We start from the raw sequence: 15,896 nt of genomic DNA, 5'->3' as shown, positions 1-15,896 counted from the left end.
GTAGCGTCAGGGCATGACTCGTACAATAAAAGCGCTACGCCTGCCGTATCCACGCGATCCTCGTCTCAACGCCTTGCCACGAAACCCATAACGACATGAAACATGCCGCAGGCACGCTCGCCTTCATCGCCCGCTTCGTGGTTCTCGGGCTGGCGGCGGCCTTCGTCATCAGCTTGTTGTGGCCCAGTGTGGGCAATCGGCTCCGACAGCATTTCGGGGTGGGACAAGCCAGTCAGGAGATCCCCGCAGCGGCCGCGCCAGTCGAGCACGTCAACGGACCGACATCCTATGCGGATGCCGTGAGTCGCGCCGCACCCTCGGTGGTCAACATCTACGCAAACAAGATGGTGACCGAGCAGGCAGTACAGATGTATACCGACCCTGTGCTGCAGCGCCTGTTCGGCGGCCGCCCGGCAGGCCCTGCGTACAAGCGTCGCGAGCAGAGCCTGGGTTCCGGTGTCATCGTCAGCACCCAGGGCTACGTGCTCACCAATAATCACGTGATTGCCAACGCCGACGACATCCAGGTGCTGCTCTATGACGGACGCGTGGCGAAAGCAAAGGTGGTGGGCGCGGACGTGGAGACCGACCTGGCCGTGCTGAAGATCGATGCCAGCAACCTGCCCGTCATCCATATCGCCGACCGCCGCGCAGTACGCACTGGCGACGTGGTGCTTGCGATCGGCAATCCGCTGGGCCTCAACCAGACCGTGACCATGGGCATCGTGAGCGCGATCGGGCGTCAGTTGAGCAGCGCCAGCCCCGAAGACTTCATCCAGACCGATGCGGCAATCAACCTGGGCAACTCGGGCGGCGCACTGGTCAACACCGAAGGCGAGCTGGTCGGCATCAACACCTTGCTTATCGGCAAGGCCGCCAACGCCGAGGGCATCAGCTTCGCCATCCCGGTCGGCAACGCCAAGAAGGTGCTGGATCAGATCATCGATACCGGCCACGTCGTGCGCGGCTGGATGGGCGCGGACTACACCTTCGTCCCGGTCGCCGCCGATAGCGGCCTGCCCGCTGCTGCACGCGGTGCCCAGGTGACCGATATCTATCCCGGCGGCCCGGCGGCACAGGCTGGCATCCAGCCGCACGACATCCTGCTGCGCATCGGCACGGAAGATATCGTCGACCCGGCTGACTTGCGCAGACACGAAGCAGCGCTCAAGCCCGGCAGCAAGGTGGAGGTATCGGGCCTGCGCAACGGCACGCCATTTCGCACCGAGGTGATTCTGGCCCAGCGTCCGCCGATGACGCCGACCGCCTCACTGGATAGCTGACACCCCGGCCACCACCGACGCGCGGCCGCCCGAAGGGCGAATGGCCTGACCGTAGCGCTTGCGCAGCGTGCCCACGCGTTCGACATAGACCCGAGTCTCGTCATAGGGCGGCACGCCGTTGTAGCGTTGCACCGCGCCGGGCCCGGCGTTGTACGCCGCCGCGGCGAGCTGTTCGTTGCCGTTGAATGTCCGTAGCAGCAGGCCAAGGTAACGGGCACCGCCGCGGATGTTCTGCGCAGTGTCGAAGGCATCCTTTACGCCCATGTCCAACGCCGTGCCCGGCATCAGCTGCATCAGGCCTTGAGCACCCTTGATCGACATCGCGCGCGGATTGAACGCGCTTTCGGCATGGATGATGGCGCGCAGGAAGGCTTGGTCCACGCCGGACTCCTGACTCGCCAGCTGGATCACGTCGGCGAAGTCGGTGAGATTGAGCGCCACTGAATTCCAGCGGATCGTCGAATGCAGATTACAGGCCACGCAGGTGGCGATGTAGCTGAAAAGCATGGTCACCGCGTGATCCTGCTGGCCCGCCGGGCGCAGGTTGGTGTATTCCACGCTGCCGTCCTTGCGTACGACACGATAGACGGCACCGCGTAGCACGCGATCGCCATCTGGCGCGGCAGCCGCGACGGGCTTGTCGGACACAGAGCTGCTCCGGGCCGGACCGGCCTCGCTGTAGCTCCACTGGCCGGGCTTGCTGCCCGGCGCCTGTGGCGCGGGTGGCGGCATGACTCGCGCCGTGGTCTCGACCGAATCCTGGACCCATGCCAGTGAGGTGAGCGGCGGCGCGCTGGCGCCAGCCGGCCGGGCCGTGGTTTCCGCTGAACCGCGCACATCTGCCAGCATCGGTGCCGGGGCCTTGGGTAGTGGCTTGCGACGTACCGGCTCCGGCGCGCCGGCAATGCGGCTGCACCCCTGGTATCCCGCCGCGCTACTGCTGAACACGACTTCCCCCGAGGCTCCGGTGCAGCGATACAGCGCCCCGGCGTGGCTGCCCACGGGCAGCCCGAACAACCCCAATGCCAGCCCATAGCAGGCCACCAGCCGCACCAGGGCCGGATAAGTCACCCGCAAAGAGAACCGTCGGATCACGGCCTCCCCATCAACCGCCGCGCCAAAGCAGCGGCCATACCCCGGTCAAAATTCCACATACTTCCCCCTTCTTCATTCGCCTGACGCCAAGCCGCCCTGCGCCAAGCGTGACGGCAGTGTGCCCCCAGCCGGGACCTCAGCCAAGCGGGAACAGGGCATTTCGTGCAGCAGGACAAACTTGTCCAATCGCAGGTACCTCCTGGCATGCAAGTACTTGACCAGCATGGCCGTTCAACTGGCGGGCATCGCCTCGGGCGCGTAAACTGCAGTGTTCGGCGGCCCTTCCCGCCGCCTAGTGAATCACGGTGTCCTAGACCATGACCGGCAAGCTTTTCATCAAAACCCACGGCTGCCAGATGAACGAGTACGACTCGGCCAAGATGGCCGACGTGCTCAAGGCTTCGCATGGGCTGGAGTTGACCCAGGACGAGTCCGAGGCGGATGTCATCCTGATCAATACCTGCTCGATCCGCGAGAAGGCCCAGGAAAAGGTCTTCAGCCAGCTCGGTCGGTGGAAGGAGCACAAGCGAGGCGGCAAGCCGGTGCTGATAGGCGTGGGCGGCTGCGTGGCTTCGCAGGAAGGCCAGGACATCATCAAGCGCGCCCCGTATGTCGACCTGGTGTTCGGCCCGCAGACGCTGCACCGTCTTCCGGAACTCATCGAGGCGCAGCGCGCCAGCGGCAAGCCCCAGGTGGACATCAGCTTCCCGGAGATCGAGAAGTTCGACCGCCTGCCCGAACCCCGCGCCGAAGGCCCCACCGCTTTCGTCTCGATCATGGAAGGCTGCTCGAAGTACTGCTCCTACTGCGTGGTGCCCTACACCCGCGGCGAGGAGATCAGCCGTCCGTTTGACGACGTGATCGTCGAGGTGGCGCAGCTGGCCGGGCAAGGCGTGCGCGAGGTGAACCTGCTGGGCCAGAACGTCAACGCGTATCGCGGCCCCACGCATGACGGCGGCATCGCCGATCTTGCCGTGCTGATCCACGCCATCGCTCAGATCGAAGGCATCGGCCGTATCCGTTTCACCACCTCGCATCCGCTGGAGTTCTCCGACTCGCTGATCGAGGCCTACGCCAACGTGCCGCAGCTGGCCAACTATCTGCATCTGCCCGTGCAGGCAGGCTCGGACCGCATCCTCACCGCGATGAAGCGCGGCTACACGGCACTGGAGTTCAAGCAGAAGATCCGCAAGCTGCGCGCGGTGCGTCCGGACATCTGTGTTTCCTCGGACTTCATCGTCGGCTTCCCCGGCGAGACGGATGAGGATTTCGAGAAGACCATGAAGCTGATCGACGACATCGGCTTCGACCAGAGCTTCTCCTTCATCTTCTCCTCCCGTCCCGGTACGCCGGCTGCCAACCTCGCTGACGACACCTCGCAGAATGTGAAGCACGGCCGCCTCACGCGCCTGCAGGCCACCATCAATGAGAACGCGCGCAAGATCAACGAAGCCATGGTCGGCACCGTGCAACGCGTGCTGGTGGAAAAGCCCAGCCGCAAAAACCCCAACGAGTTCACCGGCCGCACCGAAAACATGCGCTACGTGAACTTCCCGGGCAACGCACGCATGATCGGCCAGTTCATCGACGTGGTAATCACTGATGCGATGAGCAACTCGTTGCGCGGCCGCGTGAAGCTGGCTGACGACGCCATCGCCCTGGCTTCGTGACCGAGCCACTGACGGTAAGGGAAATCGGCGCGGAGGAGTTCGCGCTGGTCTGGCCGCTGTTCCGCAGCATCGTGGCGGTCGGCGACACCTACAGTTATCCGCCGGATTTGACCTTCGAGCAGGCGCGCGAATGGTGGACGGCACCACCCACACGCTGCTTCGTCGCCGAACGTGGGAAACTGGTGTTGGGCTGCTACATGCTCAGGCCGAACCAACCGGGCCTCGGTGACCATGTCGCCAATGCCGGCTATATGGTCTCGCCCTCGGCACGCAGCCAGGGCGTGGCTTCTGCCATGTGCGAGCACTCGATGATTCAGGCCCGCGACGCAGGCTTCACTGCCATGCAGTTCAACTTTGTTGTCTCGACCAATACCACCGCGGTGCGCCTCTGGCAGCGCCACGGTTTCCGCATTGTCGGACAGGTACCCGGTGCGTTCCGCCATGCGGCGCACGGCCCCACCGACGTCTATGTGATGCATCGACATCTTTGACCTCTTATGACAAACGGCCTGAACCAACGCGACTTTTCTCTCGACCCGGAAGACAACGCCCGCCTGTCCAGCCTCTGCGGGCCATTCGATGAACACCTGCGCCAGATCGAATTGCGACTGGGCGTGGAGATCAATCATCGGGGCAGCCTGTTCCAGGTGATCGGTGAGGAAGACGCCGCGCGGGCTACCGAGAAGGTGTTGCGCGCGCTATACGCCGTCACCATCAACGAATCGCTTAGCGGCGCCAAGATCAACCTGCACCTGGCCGAGTCCGGCATCGACGCCATCACCAACGATTCCGCCGAAAGCGCCCAGGAAGTCGCCATCAAGGTGAAGCGTGGCGTGATCAAGGGACGCGGCCCGAACCAGGCGCGCTACCTGCATGCGATCACCACGCACGACATCAGCTTCGGCGTGGGCCCTGCAGGCACCGGCAAAACCTATCTCGCCGTGGCCAGCGCCGTTGAGGCACTGGAAGCGAACCGTGTGCAACGCCTGTTGCTGGTGCGCCCCGCCGTCGAGGCTGGCGAAAAGCTCGGCTTTCTCCCCGGCGACCTCTCCCAAAAAGTTGACCCGTACCTGCGCCCGCTCTACGACGCACTCTACGAAATGCTGGGCTTCGAGAAGGTCGCCAAGCTGATCGAGCGCAACGTGATCGAAATCGCGCCACTCGCTTACATGCGTGGACGCACGCTCAACGATTCCTACGTGATTCTCGACGAAGCGCAGAACACCACAGTCGAGCAGATGAAGATGTTCCTCACACGCATCGGCTTTGGCTCGGTCGCAGTGATCACCGGCGACGTCAGCCAGGTCGACCTGCCGCGCAACGTGCGCTCGGGCCTGCGCCATGCCGTCGAGGTACTGCGCGGCGTGGAAGGTATCAGCTTCACCTTCTTCACTTCGCGCGACGTGGTGCGTCATCCGCTGGTGGCGAAAATCGTGCGCGCGTACGAAGCGTTTGAGCAGGCGTCCGAGGATCAGTCCAGGTGAATGCTCCGCTACTGACGCTTTCGGTTGGCTATGCGGCGCCCCGCAAGGGCGTGCCGTCATCGACGAGTTTCCGCGCCTGGGTGGAAGCAGCGATGCGTGGTGCGAAACGCCGCAAGGTCACCGAACTTTCCATCCGCATCGTCGATGCGAAGGAAGGCCGTACGCTCAATCGCGAATATCGCGGCAAAGACTACGCCACCAACGTGCTGTCGTTTCCCGTCGAATTGCCACCCGGCGTGACCCTGCCATTGATCGGTGATCTAGCCATCTGTGCCCCCGTGGTGGCGCGCGAGGCCGCTGAGCAAGGCAAGCATCCGCGCGATCACTGGGCGCACATGACCGTGCACGGCGTACTGCACCTGCTGGGTTACGACCACATCGAAAATGCCGACGCCGAGATCATGGAGGCGCTGGAAACACGCATCCTGGCAGGGCTCGGCATCACCGATCCCTATACCGTCGAAGGCGACGACTAGTCGCCTGCAGCGTGAACCTCCTTCAATGCCCACTCGTGCTGATGTCGCGCGACACCAACGGCATCGAACCTGCTGCTGCAAGAACTCCAAGCAAGCCATTGATCGCTGTCAGAGCACCGTCTCGCAGCGTGCTGCAAAGCGTCAGTTTCATGACAATCGCTTGTCGACCGCAGGTCAAACGCGTTCATTTCTTGAACTGAAATCTAACCGAACCTGAGCGTTTTCACGGCCGAAGACAGGCGAGGTTCATCGCCCACAGACTATTCCTTTACGGGTCCGGGTCTGACGCATCGCATCAATCAGGAACCGTCATTAGACGATTCGCGGCACGTAAGCCACTGCCTACCGGATTTCAACCATCGATCGCCATCTCACTTGAGATGAGCTCTCTCCCGCCCCGCTTCGGCGCCAGGGCGTAGGTGTCTGCATGACGTCGAATAACAGAGGCGAATGATTTGAAGACTGACTTGCTTCCCACCGAACGCTTGCCTCCCACCACCGCACCGCCTGGCAAGCTCCAGCCCATCAGGAGGAGGTCGCCTCTCGCCTTTATTCCGCGGTTGGCTGGGTATGGCCTGATGGGCTTCATCGCCTGGTTGCTGTTGTCTACCTTGCTCGAGCCGTGGCTCTCTACCAGCGCCACACGTGCCGTGCTCAATGCACCGGCAATGCTGATCACCACGCCGATCAGCGGTACCGTCAGCGCGCTCTATGCCCAGAATGGACAGCCGCTCGAGCCCGGCCAGACCATTGCCTTGGTGAAGAACAGCACGGTGGCGCGCGACGCACTGACCACGTTGCTCACACAACGACTGGAATTGCAGAGCCGCCTGGATGATCTCAACCATCGCATCGACGCTGATCGGCGCATGCTTGAGTACGCCAGCGGCCAATACGAGCAATACCAGCAGGCCAACGTGGCGCAGCTCAAAAGCAGCTACGCCTCCATGCAGGCCCAGCAGGAGGCAGCCGCTGCCAAGCTGTCCGAACTGGACACCAAATATTCGCGAGCCATGGCCTTGCAGCGCGACGGCGCGGTCAGCGCAGCGACGGTATCCGCAGCGGGCTCCCAGGCCGATGCCGCACGCAGCGAAGCCGATGCACTGGACCAGAACGCGCACAAGGTGAGCGCCAGCATCGATGCCGCCAAGCGCGGTGTATACGTTTCTACCGGCGAGAGCAGCAACAGTCAGTTGCCGCAGCTGATGCAGCGAAAAACCGATCTGCAAAACAGCATCAAGGACGAACAGGCTCAGATCGATGCGCTAAACACCCAGTTGGCCAATCTTAATCAGCTGATTGCACACGAGGACGATCGCGTGCGCGCGCTCTCCGACTATGTCGTCAAGGCCTCCGCGCAAGGCACCACGCAGGAAATCGTCGCGCCGATAGGCACACAGGTGACGGCGGGCGCCACCCTGTTGCGCGCCACTGATTGCAGCAAGACAGATGTCGTGGCGGTATTCCCGGCGCGCATGGCTGGACGACTGAATGTGGGCACGAAACTGCGGGTGAAGATCGACCAGGCTGGCCAGCCTCATAACGCGCACATTTCGCAGCTACTGCCTACGGCCAACGAGGCGCTGCAGAACGGCTACAGCGCGCCCTTTCCTTATGCGGAAGATGGTTCTGTCTATGCTCTTGCGCAATGGGACGACCAGGACGCCGCCAATTCCGGCCGTCCACCCTGCACTCCAGGCCGTAGCGTGACCGCGAGCCTGCGCTGACACTCATCGAAGGAGGCCGGCATGTCCATCTCATGGAGCCACCTCGCAAGTCTCGGGCTGATGCTGACAGCCGTCGCATCACGCCCTGCATTCTCGGCCGACACCGTGCAGCAGCAGCTTGCCGATGGCAGCTGCACGGCATTGCGTTCGGCCGCAACGGCGATACCCGGCGACGGGCCGATGCTGCTGCCCAGCTATCCCGGCCTGCAACCAGGCTCGATACGTGCGTTGGAGAACGTTGCCTTCGTCTACGACAACGCGCTCGCAGGCATCGCACTCACAGCCTGCGGCGATCCCGCGCAAGCCCGACGCATCGCCGATGCGCTGCTGCTCGCGGCGGCGCACGACCCCAGCTTCAAGGACGGCCGGCTGCGCAACGCCTATCGTGGCGGCGCCGCGACCGACGGCAAGGTCGAACTTCCTGGCTACTGGGAAAGCAAAGGTAATTACTGGAGCCAGGATCCGTACCAGACAGGCACAGCCACCGGCAACGTGGCGTGGGCCGCCTTGCTGCTGTTGACCGTCTACGACAGCAGCCATGACCGGCGGTACCTGGATGCCGCCGTGACGCAATTGCGCTGGATCCAGACTCACACCGCAGGCACCGCGCCACCCGCCTACGAGGGCGGCCTTTTCGGCTACGACAATGCCCAGCGTGCCCAGCACTGGAAGTCCACCGAGCACAATATGGACGTCTATGCGGCCGCCACCTGGGCCAATCGCGACGCCAAGGATCCTGCACTCGCCCAGCAAGCGAAGCTGGCGGGAGATTTTGTTCGGACCATGTGGGACAACACCCAGCATCGCTTCGTGGTCGGCACGCTGGACGATGGCAAGACGCTCTCTCGCGACAAGTCCGGCCTCGACTCGCAGGTCTGGTCGCTACTGGCGTTCGATCCGCATCCGGCCGAATGGAATCAGGTCTGGCCGTGGGTCGAGTCGCAGCATCGCAGCGGCGATGGCTACGGTTACCGGCGCCAGCCAGATGGCGTGTGGACCGAAGGCAGCGCGCAGGTCGCCGCCGCGCTACAGGCCAGCGGCAAACCGGTGCCCGAGACACTATGGCGACTGCTGGCAGCGCAGCGCAGCGACGGCGGCATGCTCTATGCCACGCCACAACCGCGCATCGCCACCGATTTCGCGATCGGTCCGGACTCCACCTACGCCGACTTCTTCTACTACCACCTGCCCCATCTGGGCGCGACCGCCTGGGCCGCGCTGGCGGCCAAAGGCTGGAACCCGTTCAACGGCCGCCCGATCGCCCGCACGGAGAACCCGTCATGAGTCTTCCCGTCGACCAGATGACGCTGCTGCAAGTGCTCGGCTTGACCGTGCTGCTTAGCGTCGGCATGGCGCGTTTCGCCAATCCGCACCGCGCTTTCGATCGGCTTGTGTTCGGCGTGTTCTCCGGTGTGCTGTTGTTGCGCTACGCCGTCTGGCGCAGCGGCGAAACCTTGCCCGATGCAAGCCACGGTTTCGCCAGCGTCTGGAGCTACGTGTTCTACGCCTTCGAGATGGTCTCCATCATCTACACGCTGGGGGCGATCGCGGTGATGGTGCGGCGTCGCGACAACCGCCCACAGGCCGATGCCGGCGAGGCGCGACTGCGCGCTGCTGGAAACAACGTGCCTGCGGTGGACGTGTTCATCGCCACCTACAACGAGGATCTGGAGATCCTGGAGAAGACCATCGTCGCCGCCAAGGCGATCGATTACCCGCATGTGAACATCTGGGTGCTGGACGACACGCGACGCGACTGGCTGCGCGACTATTGCGCGAGGCTCGGCGTCAACTACACGCGTCGTCCTGACAACACCCACGCCAAGGCAGGCAACCTCAACAATGGGCTGAAACTCTCCGCCCAACACACCAACGCGCCCTACATCCTGGTGCTGGATGCCGACTTCGCGCCGCAAAAGAACATTCTTTACCGCGTCCTCGGCCTGTTCGCGGAACCCGAAGTAGCATTGGTTCAGACGCCGCAGTTCTATTACAACGCCGATCCGATCCAGCACAACCTGGGCACCACCGATAGCTGGGTGGACGAGCAGCGCGTGTTCTTCGACGTGTTCCAGCCCTCGCGTGATGCCTGGAACTCGGCCTTCTGCGTCGGCACTTCGTTCGTGGTGTCACGCCAGGCCATCACCGGGGCTGGTGGCTTCCCCACCGACAGTGTGTGCGAAGACATCCACACCACCTACCTGCTGCGCAAAAGTGGCTACATCACGCGCTGGCTCAACGAGCGCCTGTCGGTAGGGCTGTCCGCCGAAGGGCTGATCGAATACATCAACCAGCGGGGCCGCTGGTGCCTGGGCACCATGCAGGTGGCCCTGTTGAAGGATGGCCCGGTGCGCGGCGACGGCTACAACCTGCTGGACCGCCTGCACTACATCCACGGCATGCTGCACTGGATCGGCAAGCCGTTCCTGTTGTTGATGTTGATAGCGCCAGTGCTGTACTGGTACTTCGGCATTGCCGCGTTCTACACCACGCCGGAGCAGTTCCTGTTCTACGGCCTGCCGGCGCTGATCGGCTTCTGGTTCTACAGCCCGTGGATCACCGATCGCAAGACGCTGCCGATCTTCACCGAGGTCACCCAGCTGGTGGCGGCTTATGCCGTGACCATGACCATCATCTCCGCTTGCTTCCGTCCGTTTGGACGTCCATTCAAAGTGACAGCGAAGGGAATCGACCGCAGCAAGGTCGTGGTGCACTGGAAGCTCGCCGGCTTTTTCATCGCGCTGATGGTGTTCCTGCAAGCTGGCGCGGTGAATACCTTGCTCAATGCCAGCATGAGTGATGGCACGCTATTCAACCTGGGCTGGACGCTGATCGCCCTGGTACTGAATCTCGCCGCGATCATGGCCTGCGTGGATCTGCCCAGGCTCAGGCGCGAGGAACGTTTTCCGTTCCGCCGCACCGCGAGCTGGCGCAAGGGCAGCCACGAGCAAACCAGTGAGTTCATCGACATTTCGCTGAGCGGCGCCGCCCTGCACCGCGGCCCGGTGGTGCCGGCGATCGGTGAGCGGCTGCAAGTGCGAGTGCCCGAGGTGGGCTGGGTCCCAGCCCAGGTGGTTCGCCTTAGCAAGCGCCGCCTGTGCGTGAGCTTCGAAACCGACGAAACGATGCGACACCGCCTGATCGCGCTGATCTTCAGCGAGGCGCCGCACAACATCGCGGTCAAGGCGCGTCCGCTACGCGCCTTTCTGCAGCTGGCGCGTCTAGCCGGCATTTCCCCTCCTCCGTCGCGATGACCCCGGAGACGCATATGAAGTCACTGATCCTTTCTGCCTCGCTCGCTAGCTGCCTGTTGGTCGGCTGCACGATGGAGCCGACCTACCAGCGCCCATCGATGCCCGTGCCCGGCAACTACCCCTCGCATACGTCGACGGCGGAAGCCCCGGCGCAGGCTGCCGACATGAGCTGGCACGAGTTCTTCAAAGACCCGGCGCTGCAGCGCCTGATCGAGATCGCGCTGGGCAACAACCGCGACCTGCGTTTAGCCGCCGCCAACATGGCCGAGGCACGAGCCGGCTATGGTGTGGCGCGAGCCAGTCTGTTCCCGGAGATCGATCTGCAAGGCTATGCCGGGCGCCAGCGCCTGCCCGGCATGACACAGCAGCCGAGCAATGGCCTGCTTGGCCCGATCCAGAACAACCGCACCAAAGCCTCGACCTTCAACACCTATCAGGTACAGGCGGGCATGACCAGTTACGAGCTGGATTTCTTTGGCCGCCAGCGCGCCTCCGTGCACGAGTCAGGCAAGTTGGCCGAGGCGAGCGCCGCGGATTACCAGGCCGCACGCATCGCCTTGATCGGTGAAGTAGCCAACACCTACCTCGCCCTCAATGCCGACCGTGCCCTGCTGCAGCTGGCCGAGCAAACGCTGGCCGCACAGCAGCAACATGCCGGAGTCATGCAAAAGGCCTTTCACGACGGCGGCGTGTCGGAATTCGACATGCGCCGTTCGCAGACCCAGGTGAACACCGCCCAGGTGGACGTGGAAGACATGCACACCCGTATCGCCAAGGACATCAATGCCATGGCCGTACTGATCGGCCAGCCATTGCCACCCAGCTACACCACTGGGAGCCTGTGGCAGGCGCCCTTGCTGACCGATGTACCGGCAGGGCTGCCTTCCTCGCTGCTGGATCGCCGCCCCGACATCATTGCCGCCGAGGATCGGCTGCGCGCGGCCAATGCCGATATCGGCCGCGCCCGTGCCGCGTTCTTCCCCAATATCGCACTTACCGCTGCGCTTGGCGTGCTGAGCGGCAGCCTGTCCAACCTGTTCAGTGCGGGCGCTCTGGCCTGGAACGGTGCCGCTTCCGCCTCCATGCCTTTGCTGGATTGGGGCAAGAACAAGAACGAACTATCCGCCAGCAAGGCCCGCTATGGCGGTGCCACGGCCGCGTACGAGGGCGCGGTGCAGCAGGCGTTCCGCGAGGTGGCTGATGCGCTCGCCGTGCGCGATCACATCGTGCCCGAGCTGCAGGCGCAACAGGAGCTGGTGGACCAGTCGCAGCACGTCTATACGATTTCGCAGGTGCGCTTCAAGGAAGGCCTCGACGATTACATCGCCACCCAGGACGCCCAGCGTTCGCTCTACGCCGCCCAGCAGAAACTGGTCAGCCTGCAGCTCGACCAAGCGGTCAACCAGGTCAACCTCTACAAGGCGCTGGGCGGCGGCTGGAGCGAATCTCGCACCAGTGCAGCAGGCGTCGCGAAGGCCTCGCCGGCACGGCCGTCTACAACGGCCCCCCGGTAAAAGGCGCGCCCATGGCGCCACGCCCCGGGTCTGCCGCCGAGACCCGTTGCGGCGCCGCTCCCGCCGGGGTCCGACGCCTTGTTCCTGAATCGTCACGAATTTTCCGCTAGACTCAAGTTTCCGCCCGTTACCGGGCTGCATTCGCAAGAGTAATGAACGAGGACCCTGGCAGTACCAGCGGCCCGGCCCATCGCAAATGGTGGGATCGACTGGGCCATCTGTTTTCTGGCGAGCCGCGCAACCGCAAGGAGCTCATTGACGAGCTGCGCACCGCCCAGGCCAACGGCCTGATGTCCAACGATACCCTCACGATGGTCGAGGGTGCCATCAAGGTCACCGAGCTGAGCGTGGACGATGTCATGATCCCGCGCACCCAGATCGTGATGCTTTCTGCCGATGCGCCACTGCGCGAAATCCTTGACACCGTCGTCGAATCCGGCCACTCGCGCTTTCCCGTCCACGGCGAAGACAAGGACGACATTCTCGGCATCCTGCTTGCCAAGGATCTGCTGAAGTTCGTGGGCAACGGCGACCATTTCGATTTTGCCAGCGTGCTGCGCCCTGCCGTGCTGATTCCCGAATCGATGCGCCTGAACGTGCTGCTGGCGGAATTTCGCCATACGCGCAACCACATGGCGCTGGTGGTGGACGAATACGGCGGCGTTGCCGGCCTCATCACCATCGAGGACGTACTTGAGCAGATCGTCGGCGAGATCGACGACGAGCACGATGACGAAGAAGAGCCCACGCTGATGCACGAGCAATCCGGCGGTGGCTGGATCGTCAGTGCACTCACGCCCATCGCCGATTTCAACGAACAGACTGGCGCCAACTTCTCCGACGAGGAGTTCGACACCGTCGGCGGCATGTGCACCTCCGAGTTCGGTCATCTGCCGGAAGTGGGTGAAGAGATCGCCATCGGCGACTACCTGTTCCACGTAACCGAAGCGGATGACCGCCGCGTGCAAGCGTTCCGCGTTGCCCGCAACAGGGAAGAATGACTGTGCAGCATCTGGGCAGGACGCCGAAGTCCGCTATCCGTCATCGCGCTGAGCGCTTCTTGTCCGCGCTCGTCCTGCTCATGTTGTGCCTCACCGTTGCCTGGTCGCCGCGCGCGCAGGCGGGCGTGGCCAACGCTCCTGGCGCCAATCTTGAGGTATCGCTGGTCACGTACGGACCCGGCGACATCTATTGGGAGCGCTTTGGCCACGACGCCATCGAACTTCGCGACACCGTGAGTGGCGAGGCCGTCTCGTTCAATTACGGTGTATTCGACTTCGACGAAAAAGGCTTCTTGCTGCACTTCGCGGCCGGCCGCATGCATTACATGATGGATGCGGCACCCACCGAGGTTGATCAGCAGTACTACCGGGATGTAGGCCGCTCAGTCACCCGCCAACAACTTGCATTCACTGCGGCGCAGGCCACGGATCTGCGCGACTTCCTGCTGTGGAACCTGCGCCCGGAAAACGTGCGCTACGACTACGATTACTACGCCAGCAACTGCGCCACGCGCGTGCGCGATGCGCTGGACAAGGCGCTGGGCGGCGCACTGAAGAAACCATTCGAAGCACACTCTGGCGGCATGACTTATCGCCAGCAAACGGCACGCCTCATGAGCCAGCAAGCGTGGCTGATGTTGATTCTCGACCTCGGCCTTGGCCCCTATGCGGACCAACCGCTTAGCGCCTGGCAGGAAAGTTTCCTGCCGATGGAGTTGCAGACGGCGATTCGCAAGGTGTCGGTAACGGATGCCCAGGGCGACACGCGCCCCCTGGTGCAGGACGAGCAGATCATCTCGCCCAACCGCATCGCCCCGCCGGCGGGAAACGCCCCCGACCTCCGCCTGCCATTGGCATTGGCCGGCCTGCTATTTGCCGCGCTACTGATCGTAGCGCGCTACTTTGCACCCACTGTCTACGCCTTGCTCGGCTCGCTGTATCTGGTGCTGGCGGCAGTAGTAGGCATAGCGCTGCTCGTGCTGTGGACGTTGACCACGCATCACTCAGCCTGGGCCAACGCCAACCTGCTGCTGTTCAATCCGCTGGCGCTCCTGCTGCTGCCTACCCTGTGGCGCTCACGTAGCGGCGCAATTGCTTCGCGCCGCATCAACGGCCTGATCGTGCTGCAGTTGCTGGCGGTACTCGCGACCTTGCTGATGCACTTGCTACCCGGCGTGGTGCAGCAGAATCAGCCGTGGCTGCTGCTCGCGCTGCCCTGCTGGCTGGCACTGGCTTGGTGCCTACGACGTGGTTCTTTGGCGAACGCAAGCAGACCCTGACCGTGCAGTCGTTGCCCTGTCTTGAACGGCGGCGCATCATTCGCCCATGCAACTGACAGCGCCACCACCTACCCCGCAAATCGCCACTCCGATGGTAGTCAATTGCGTTGCCTATCGATTCGATGGGCAGCGCATCGGCGACATCAGCCTGGACGACATCAGCGAAGTGCTTAAGCAGCCCGACACCTTTGTCTGGGTGGGGCTGCACGAACCAGACGAGCCGCTGCTCAACAAATTGCAGGAAGAGTTCGACCTGCATGACCTGGCCATCGAGGATGCCCAGCACGCGCATCAGCGCACCAAGATCGAGACGTACGGCGACTCGCTGTTCGTCGTCGTGCAGACCGCTCAGCTAATAAGCGGCCACATCGCGTTCGGCGAAACCCATATCTTTCTCGGCGCTCGCTACCTGGTGACTGTGCGTCATGGCGCTTCGCTTTCCTACGCCCCAGCACGACGTAGTTGCGAACACTCCCCCGAATTGCTGGCCATGGGTCCGAGCTACGGCCTTTACGGCGTGCTCGACTTCATCGTCGACAACCTGCTTCCGATCGTACGCGACTTCCGTGAAGAACTGCAGGAGCTTGAGAAGGACATCTTCGCCGATACCTTCAATCGCGACACGATCAAACGCCTGTACGACATGCAGCGTGACCTCATGACGTTGCGGCTGGCGGCGGCGCCGTTGCAGGACATCATCAGCCAGCTGGTGCGCCTGCACCCGCAATTGATTCCCGATGAATTACGCGCCTATTTCCGCGATGTGTACGACCACGTATTCCGCGTCAACGAATCGGTTACCGCGATGCGCGAAATGCTTGGGGCCGCCATCAACGTCAACCTTTCGCTGGTGACGTTCGGGCAGAACGAAGTGATGAAGCGCCTGGCCGGCTATGCGGCCATGCTGGCCGCGCCGACGTTGATTACCAGCTGGTATGGCATGAACTTCGCGCACATGCCTGAACTCAACAAGCCATGGGCTTACCCGTTGATCATCGTCCTGGTGATCGCCTTGGTGGCAAGTATCTATAGGTTCCTCAAACGGGCGAAGTGGCTTTAAGCCATATCGGGCTGCAGCCCGCTAGCCATCCGAACCGTCATCCCGGCGAAGG

13 protein-coding genes are annotated in these 15,896 nt (G+C 63.1%); 12 read left to right on the top strand and 1 reads right to left on the bottom strand.

From position 1 onward, the window contains the following. Positions 1 to 95 precede the first annotated feature (95 nt). A complete protein-coding gene (locus AC3CBN_RS09780) occupies positions 96 to 1,283 on the top strand; it encodes a S1C family serine protease (protein ID WP_488636608.1) in 1,188 nt (395 codons plus the stop codon). Here the strand turns inward: AC3CBN_RS09780 and AC3CBN_RS09775 are convergent. Further along, positions 1,269 to 2,378, bottom strand: coding sequence for a lytic transglycosylase domain-containing protein (locus AC3CBN_RS09775; RefSeq protein ID WP_488636607.1), 1,110 nt, complete (start codon positions 2,376 to 2,378; stop codon positions 1,269 to 1,271). The two genes, AC3CBN_RS09780 and AC3CBN_RS09775, sit on opposite strands and share 15 nt — an antisense overlap. Positions 2,379 to 2,695: 317 nt before the next feature. On the opposite strand from AC3CBN_RS09775, the gene miaB reads away from it, so the two are divergent. From miaB to corA, 11 genes are all read left to right on the top strand, one after another. Next, the gene (miaB, locus tag AC3CBN_RS09770; protein WP_488636606.1) at positions 2,696 to 4,048 is read left to right on the top strand and encodes a tRNA (N6-isopentenyl adenosine(37)-C2)-methylthiotransferase MiaB; all 1,353 of its coding nucleotides are present in this window, start codon (positions 2,696 to 2,698) and stop codon (positions 4,046 to 4,048) included. Then, positions 4,045 to 4,539: a GNAT family N-acetyltransferase gene (locus AC3CBN_RS09765; protein WP_488636605.1), complete on the top strand. Its 495-nt coding sequence runs from the start codon at positions 4,045 to 4,047 to the stop codon at positions 4,537 to 4,539. The genes miaB and AC3CBN_RS09765 overlap by 4 nt, the downstream gene beginning before the upstream one ends. 6 nt (positions 4,540 to 4,545) lie before the next feature. Then, positions 4,546 to 5,532, top strand: coding sequence for a PhoH family protein (locus AC3CBN_RS09760; RefSeq protein ID WP_488636604.1), 987 nt, complete (start codon positions 4,546 to 4,548; stop codon positions 5,530 to 5,532). Next, entirely contained in the window at positions 5,529 to 6,008 is a 480-nt protein-coding gene (gene ybeY, locus AC3CBN_RS09755; protein WP_488636603.1) for an rRNA maturation RNase YbeY, read from the top strand. The genes AC3CBN_RS09760 and ybeY overlap by 4 nt, the downstream gene beginning before the upstream one ends. A 578-nt stretch (positions 6,009 to 6,586) precedes the next feature. After that, positions 6,587 to 7,735, top strand: a complete 1,149-nt coding sequence (locus tag AC3CBN_RS09750) for an HlyD family secretion protein (protein ID WP_488636602.1) — start codon at positions 6,587 to 6,589, stop codon at positions 7,733 to 7,735. A gap of 21 nt (positions 7,736 to 7,756) precedes the next feature. After that, positions 7,757 to 9,019, top strand: coding sequence for a hypothetical protein (locus AC3CBN_RS09745; protein ID WP_488636601.1), 1,263 nt, complete (start codon positions 7,757 to 7,759; stop codon positions 9,017 to 9,019). Continuing rightward, entirely contained in the window at positions 9,016 to 10,989 is a 1,974-nt protein-coding gene (locus AC3CBN_RS09740; protein ID WP_488636600.1) for a glycosyltransferase, read from the top strand. The genes AC3CBN_RS09745 and AC3CBN_RS09740 overlap by 4 nt, the downstream gene beginning before the upstream one ends. Positions 10,990 to 11,003: 14 nt before the next feature. Then, positions 11,004 to 12,503, top strand: coding sequence for an efflux transporter outer membrane subunit (locus AC3CBN_RS09735; protein WP_488636599.1), 1,500 nt, complete (start codon positions 11,004 to 11,006; stop codon positions 12,501 to 12,503). A gap of 152 nt (positions 12,504 to 12,655) precedes the next feature. Next, complete coding sequence (locus tag AC3CBN_RS09730; RefSeq protein ID WP_488636598.1) at positions 12,656 to 13,504, top strand: CorC family transporter; 849 nt, start codon at positions 12,656 to 12,658, stop codon at positions 13,502 to 13,504. 80 nt (positions 13,505 to 13,584) lie between these two features. Continuing rightward, positions 13,585 to 14,784: a lipoprotein N-acyltransferase Lnb domain-containing protein gene (locus AC3CBN_RS09725; RefSeq protein ID WP_488636700.1), complete on the top strand. Its 1,200-nt coding sequence runs from the start codon at positions 13,585 to 13,587 to the stop codon at positions 14,782 to 14,784. Between the two features lie 46 nt (positions 14,785 to 14,830). Then, on the top strand, positions 14,831 to 15,844 hold the full coding sequence (gene corA / locus AC3CBN_RS09720; RefSeq protein ID WP_488636597.1) for a magnesium/cobalt transporter CorA: 1,014 nt from the start codon (positions 14,831 to 14,833) through the stop codon (positions 15,842 to 15,844). Positions 15,845 to 15,896: the final 52 nt, after the last annotated feature.

The sequence above is a fragment of the Dyella sp. OK584 genome, assembly GCF_057787755.1.
The sequence above is the reverse complement of the archived record's forward strand: the minus strand, read 5'-3'. Positions and strand labels throughout refer to the sequence as shown.

Excerpts from the sequence above, each read along its gene's own strand:
- AC3CBN_RS09780 (WP_488636608.1), top strand. The coding sequence starts at position 96 with ATGAAACATGCCGCAGGCACGCTCGCCTTCATCGCCCGCTTCGTGGTT.
- miaB (WP_488636606.1), top strand. The coding sequence starts at position 2,696 with ATGACCGGCAAGCTTTTCATCAAAACCCACGGCTGCCAGATGAACGAG.
- AC3CBN_RS09760 (WP_488636604.1), top strand. The coding sequence starts at position 4,546 with ATGACAAACGGCCTGAACCAACGCGACTTTTCTCTCGACCCGGAAGAC.
- AC3CBN_RS09750 (WP_488636602.1), top strand. The coding sequence starts at position 6,587 with ATGGGCTTCATCGCCTGGTTGCTGTTGTCTACCTTGCTCGAGCCGTGG.
- AC3CBN_RS09745 (WP_488636601.1), top strand. The coding sequence starts at position 7,757 with ATGTCCATCTCATGGAGCCACCTCGCAAGTCTCGGGCTGATGCTGACA.
- AC3CBN_RS09740 (WP_488636600.1), top strand. The coding sequence starts at position 9,016 with ATGAGTCTTCCCGTCGACCAGATGACGCTGCTGCAAGTGCTCGGCTTG.
- AC3CBN_RS09735 (WP_488636599.1), top strand. The coding sequence starts at position 11,004 with ATGAAGTCACTGATCCTTTCTGCCTCGCTCGCTAGCTGCCTGTTGGTC.
- AC3CBN_RS09730 (WP_488636598.1), top strand. The coding sequence starts at position 12,656 with ATGAACGAGGACCCTGGCAGTACCAGCGGCCCGGCCCATCGCAAATGG.
- AC3CBN_RS09725 (WP_488636700.1), top strand. The coding sequence starts at position 13,585 with ATGTTGTGCCTCACCGTTGCCTGGTCGCCGCGCGCGCAGGCGGGCGTG.
- corA (WP_488636597.1), top strand. The coding sequence starts at position 14,831 with ATGCAACTGACAGCGCCACCACCTACCCCGCAAATCGCCACTCCGATG.